Here is a 5,274-nt window from a genome sequence, read left to right on the forward strand (position 1 = left end):
GGTTTGGTCGCAAAGCCGACATCGGCAGGCACGTATGCGTCTTCCAGACGATCTGGATCGTCGGTCCATTCCTTCGGAAGATACAACGCGCGATCGATGAACGCATGACCATGACGCGAAACGTAGGTAGCGAAGACGCCGATCTGGCAGTTCGTGATCTTCCCTGCCGAACCAGTGTATTGCCGCGCCACTCCGCACGAGGCCTAAGGCGTCTGGTACGCGAGCTTGCCGACGTCGTGGCCAGACTGGCAAGAGCCGGGCGAGCTACTCGCGACGGTCGAGCATTTCGCCGTCTACATCAACTGCTGCGAGTTCGCTCCTTGTCCTCTTTAACCCTCGCGCCGCAACGCTGCAAAGGCGCGCTGTCGCATTCCTGACGTATTGTTCGAAATCAGCTGCGCTGTTGATTGCCATTGTTAGTTGGGGTTCTCTTAACTCGTTGGATTGTCGTTAGATCTTTGCGATCCGCGAGCTGGCATGGCATTTGCTATAGCTAAGTCCGTCATTCACGCCGGAAGCGGAGCGCCGCACCCGAGTAATGGTGGGATCGAGATGGGCGATGAACAGAAGTCGGCCCAAGCCGAAATAGTTGGAGGCCATAAACATGGCAACGCACGATCACGACAACAGGTCTAGCCACACCGCCGAGCCCGTCGACGAAGCAGTTCGACGTACCGGCGAAAGTGCGGCCGAGCAGATGAAGCACATCTGGGAAATGGCGGTTGAGGCTGGTCAGGAGATGAATCGCATCGGTACCGAACTGCTCCGGCAAAATGCGGAGGCGTTCCAAGACGCCATGCGGGTCAGATCGGAGATGACGGCAGCCGCAATGGGCCGCTCTACCGATCAGTTCGCGCTCCCCGGCTTGTGGAGCGGCCTCCTACAGGCTACCGAACGGTCGGCGGGTAACGCTGCGGCTACGCTACAATGCACAAGCGCCGTTACTCAAGCGACAAGCGAGATGTCTCGAGAGTATTGCGCGTTCGTTCGGCATCAAATGGAAATTACGATGACGTGCATAAAGAAGTTCTGGGCCTGTCGAACTCCCCCAGAGATCGCGGTCCTGCAGAGTGAATTCTTGCGTGAAACTGTTCAGGGTCTGGTGGAGAGCAACCGCCGGGTGGTCGGCATCATGTCGAAGGTCGACGAGACCGCAAAGCGCATGGCCAAAAACACTCACTGGCCTGCTGCCTAGCGGGGTTCGGGCGCGACAGCGCTTGCTTGGCACGCGACTTACTGAATCTCGTGCTGAGGGCGGCGGGGCCGATAACAGCGGCGCAGGTTGCCCGATCCGCTCCGCGGCTGAGGGCTATACGTGCTGCGCCAGCTCGTGAGCTAACGATCTCGCAATTAAGCTACGGACCGCGATCGAGCAGACGTTGCAGGTCGACAACGTGCGGACCGCCAATCTCGGCGGGGAGGTCTCGACGTCGGAGTTTGCGAGCGCTGCAATCAAGCGCCGCATAACCAAGCGGACGAGGCGATCGACAATAGGGAGTAGATAGATGGTGAAGGGTTCTGATCTTTTGGTCGCTGCCTTGGAGCATGAAGGCGTTGACCGCATCTTTGGCGTGCCGGGCGACGAAAATCTCGACTTCGTCGAGTCGCTCCGCACTTCAAAGATCCAGTTGGTCTTGACCCGTCATGAACAGGCGGCGGCGTTCATGGCGGCGACGCACGGGCGGCTGACGGGGCGGCCAGGCGTGTGTTTCTCGACGTTGGGTCCTGGCGCGCTGAACTTCTCGACCGGCGCGGCCCATGCACATCTCGGCGCGATGCCGATGGTGATGATCACCGGGCAGAAGGCGATCATGAGCAGCCGGCAGGCCCGCTTCCAGATCGTCGACCTGGTCGGGTCGATGAAGCCGCTGACCAAGCTGGCGCGTCAGATCGTCAGCGCGCCAAGCATCCCGACGCTGTTGCGCGATGCCTTCCGCATCGCGATGGAGGAGCGGCCGGGCTCGGTCCTGCTCGAGTTGCCCGAGGACATCGCCCGTGCCGAGGTCGAGGCGGTGCCGATCCATCCGATCGAAATCCCGGTCGCGCACCCCGCGGCCCTCGATCGCGCGGCCGAGATCATCCTGGCGGCGAAACGGCCCCTGATCATGGCCGGGGCCGCGGCCAGCCGCCCGCGTTCGACCTACTGTCAAGCGCCAGTGTTAGCGGTGGCCTCCAGCTACTCTGGAGCCCTGCATGCTGGTCGTTGAAGGTCTGACGTGCCGCTTCGGCGCAAAAGCCGCGGTGGACGACGCTTCGTTTCAAATCTCCCCCGGCGGCTTCGTCGGTGTGATCGGGCGCTCCGGCGCCGGCAAGTCGACCTTGCTGCGGACCATCAACCGCCTGGTGACGCCGACGCAGGGCCGCATCCAATTCGACGGCATCGACGTAACGGCGCTGCGCGGCAAGGAGCTGCGGCAGTGGCGGGCGCGATCGGCAATGATCTTCCAGCAGTTCAACCTGGTCGGCCGGCTCGACGTCCTCACCAATGTCCTGATGGGGCGCCTCGCAACGATGCCGGCATGGCGCTCGTTGACGCAGACCTGGCCCGAGCACGACAAGGCGCTGGCGATGTCGGCGCTCGAGCAGTTCGATATCGCCTCGCTCGCCGCCCAGCGTGCCGACCAGCTCTCCGGCGGCCAGCAGCAGCGTGTCGCGATCGCCCGCGCGCTGGTGCAGCAGCCCGACATCATCCTCGCCGACGAGCCGATCGCCTCGCTCGACCCGCGCAACACCAAGATCGTGATGGATGCGCTGCTGCGCATCAACAAGCATTTCGGCATCACCGTACTCTGCAACCTGCATTCGCTCGATCTGGCGCGCAGCTATTGCGACCGTCTGATCGGCATGGCGCAGGGTCGCGTGGTGTTCGACGGCGCGCCGGCCGAGTTGACCGACCACGTCGCGCGCGAGCTCTACGATCTCGAAGCCACCGACGTCATGGGCGGAATGCCTGTGCCGGTGCCCGAGGGCGTGCCGGCGCTCGGAACGGCCGCGGCCGCCTGAGCCGCGGCATACCTGTTAGTTGCCCAATTTTTGCGTCAACCGACCCCAACCGATGAAGAGGGTACCATGATCACTCGCAGACTCATCCTCGCCGGCGCCGCCGCGCTCGCGTTCACGACTTCGGCCTCCGCCGTTGCGCCGATTTGCGATGCGCTCACGCTTTACGGCAGCGCTGCCAACTCCGGACTCTGCAAGAGTCTCGGCATGAGTAACCATTGGGTCTGCGAGTTGGCGCAGGGAAGTCCCGACATTCATCTCACCTTCAACGAAACGACCAAGCTGCACATCACGGTCAGAGACAGAAGCCCGAACTGCGAGGGGAAATCAGACCTAAGAAGCCCGAACTGCGAGGGGAAATCAGACCTAAGAAGCCCGATCTGCGAGGGGAAATCAGACCTGACGGGGGCCTGGAATGCCGAGGGTCACACTCTGAAGCTCGCGAACGGGCAACCCTCGGTGATCTGTAAAGTGAATGTGCAGGATTATGTTGATCGCCTGAATGCGCAACCTGGCATGGAGGGTGCGGGACGCCGCGCCTGCATCGCTGCGTTCAATACGGCCGCTAACAACGGCAGAATCTCAATTGACGCTCAGTCGTTCTTTATCAATCTGTGTACGAAGGACTGTGCGGAGGACGCCAATAAGCCGTGAACTCGTTGACATTTGAGTGCTCTCTCCGAGTGCCGGCGCCTACATGAATGGCGCCCGCACAATCGGTAGTGCACATTAGAGCAGACGACCGGCGCGCGCAAATGCGGCGATAACTTAAGGTGTAAGTTCTGAAGCGGGAAAATGCAGGACAATCTTTAATACGATCTCAGGTCCTTTTTCGGTAACCACAACAATTGCGCTCGTCGCAAGCGGTACTGCCAACCCGTCGGAACTTTCCAGCCTTGCACGCTGCGGAGGCGATGGCCTGTTCCGGAGGTTGTCGTAACGGGCACAATCGGCGATCGGCGCATGACGAAGCGTCGGTGCGGCCGGCGTCATGATGTTGGCCGGTGGGGCGGGTTCACGTTGACGGGCCAGGATATTGAGCACGACATCGCGGCGGAATGGACGCCGTGACTGAGCGCTTCGGCACAGGCCGCTTCCACCGCAGGCAGACCGTCAGTCAGCACCGCGTTGAGGATGTCGACCATCTGCCGGTTGCCGTCATCGGTGCTGGCAAGCCTGCGCCGGATCCGCTCGATCGCGGCCGGCAGCACCCAGTCCTTGAACGGAGCGCCGTTGCGCAAGGCGCCGGCTTTGCGGGCGAGCACCGGCACATAGTGCCAGGGGTCGTAGACAGTATCGCCGCGACTAAAGGCGCGGGTGCTCGGCAACGATACGTCCATCCTGACGGATCACGATGCGATCGGCATAGGCTTGAACTTCGACGGGGCGTCCGACTGCGCTGGCTGCGACCGAGTACTTGTTGTTGTCGAAGCGCACCAGGCAGGTCTTCGAGACCGACGCCGTCACCGCATGGAAGCCGTCGAAGCGGCCGGCATAAGGACCGAGTTTGGGGCGTTCGGCTTCGAACACGTCCCAGATCGTCTGATCGACCAGCTCCGGATGGCGATGAGCCTTGGCGTAGCCGATGCATTTGTCGAGCAGCCAGGCGTTCAACTCGTCGAGGTTTTTGAACCGCAGCCGCGGCGTGAAGAAGCGTTGCCTGACCAGCCCGACCTGGTTCTCGACCTGCTCCTTCTCCCAGCCTGACGCCGGCGTGCAGGCGACCGGATCGACCAGATAGTGGCTGCAAATCTGCAGAAAGCGACGATTGTAGAGACGCCCTTTACCGACGAAGATCGTCTCTACGGCGGTCTTCATGTTGTCGTAGATGCCACGGGTGCAGGTGCCTTTGAACAGGGCGAACGCTCGGTCGCGGGACACCGAGTAGTAGCCGGTCGAGCCGTCGGCGTTGATGTCCTTGGCGAAGGCGTCGGTCTTGACGCCGGTCAGGCGGGCGCGGGCGAACGAGGCCGAGCCGTAGCTGGCGATATGGATGTTGCCGGCGCGCTGTCCTTCGATGACGGCGGCGTAGTCGTTGGCGATGCGCAGCGTGACCTTCACGCCCAATTCCTTGGAGAGATAGCTCATGAACGGCGCCCAGCGCTCGGTCACGCCCGAGGCGTTTTCCGCCGGAATGACCGCGAAGGTCAGCTCGGGATATTTGGCTTTCCAATCGTCGGATCGCGCGTTGTATCTTCCGAAGGAATGGACCGACGATCCAGATCGTCTGGAAGACGCATACGTGCCTGCCGATGTCGGCTTTGCGACCAAACC

Annotated in this window: 3 protein-coding genes and 5 pseudogenes; 5 read left to right on the plus strand and 3 right to left on the minus strand. The window is 61.9% G+C overall.

Annotated features, from left to right (window positions below):
* A pseudogene (locus ABIB06_RS38740) lies at nucleotides 1-203 on the minus strand (transposase); the annotation flags it as partial.
* A 401-nt stretch (nucleotides 204-604) separates the two neighbouring features.
* On the opposite strand from ABIB06_RS38740, the gene ABIB06_RS38745 reads away from it, so the two are divergent.
* The 4 genes and pseudogenes from ABIB06_RS38745 to ABIB06_RS38760 all read left to right on the plus strand — a co-directional run bounded on the left by ABIB06_RS38745 (nucleotide 605) and on the right by ABIB06_RS38760 (nucleotide 3,654).
* Entirely contained in the window at nucleotides 605-1,195 is a 591-nt protein-coding gene (locus ABIB06_RS38745) for a phasin family protein (RefSeq protein WP_247457906.1), read from the plus strand.
* 310 nt (nucleotides 1,196-1,505) lie between these two features.
* Nucleotides 1,506-2,141 (plus strand): annotated as a pseudogene (locus ABIB06_RS38750) (thiamine pyrophosphate-binding protein); the annotation flags it as partial.
* 52 nt (nucleotides 2,142-2,193) lie between these two features.
* A complete protein-coding gene (phnC, locus tag ABIB06_RS38755; RefSeq protein ID WP_247457907.1) occupies nucleotides 2,194-3,003 on the plus strand; it encodes a phosphonate ABC transporter ATP-binding protein in 810 nt (269 codons plus the stop codon).
* A 66-nt stretch (nucleotides 3,004-3,069) separates the two neighbouring features.
* Nucleotides 3,070-3,654 (plus strand): hypothetical protein, encoded by a 585-nt coding sequence (locus tag ABIB06_RS38760; protein ID WP_354053403.1) that lies wholly within the window; start codon nucleotides 3,070-3,072, stop codon nucleotides 3,652-3,654.
* Nucleotides 3,655-3,924: 270 nt separating this feature from the next.
* Here ABIB06_RS38760 and ABIB06_RS38765 read toward each other — a convergent pair.
* Together ABIB06_RS38765 and ABIB06_RS38965 are read right to left on the minus strand one after the other, a co-directional pair.
* A pseudogene (locus tag ABIB06_RS38765) lies at nucleotides 3,925-4,878 on the minus strand (Mu transposase domain-containing protein); the annotation flags it as partial.
* Between the two features lie 60 nt (nucleotides 4,879-4,938).
* A pseudogene (locus ABIB06_RS38965) lies at nucleotides 4,939-5,088 on the minus strand (PhnD/SsuA/transferrin family substrate-binding protein); the annotation flags it as partial.
* Between ABIB06_RS38965 and ABIB06_RS38970 the strand changes: the two are divergent.
* Nucleotides 5,087-5,274: pseudogene (locus ABIB06_RS38970) on the plus strand (hypothetical protein); the annotation flags it as partial. The pseudogenes ABIB06_RS38965 and ABIB06_RS38970 sit on opposite strands and share 2 nt — an antisense overlap.

Origin of the sequence: Bradyrhizobium sp. LB8.2, from assembly GCF_040548035.1 — a bacterium.
GTDB lineage: Bacteria > Pseudomonadota > Alphaproteobacteria > Rhizobiales > Xanthobacteraceae > Bradyrhizobium.

What these genes read in the sequence shown, in the direction of transcription:
- ABIB06_RS38745 (WP_247457906.1), top strand. Translation starts at nt 605, where the DNA reads ATGGCAACGCACGATCACGACAACAGGTCTAGCCACACCGCCGAGCCC.
- ABIB06_RS38760 (WP_354053403.1), top strand. Translation starts at nt 3,070, where the DNA reads ATGATCACTCGCAGACTCATCCTCGCCGGCGCCGCCGCGCTCGCGTTC.
- phnC (WP_247457907.1), top strand. Translation starts at nt 2,194, where the DNA reads ATGCTGGTCGTTGAAGGTCTGACGTGCCGCTTCGGCGCAAAAGCCGCG.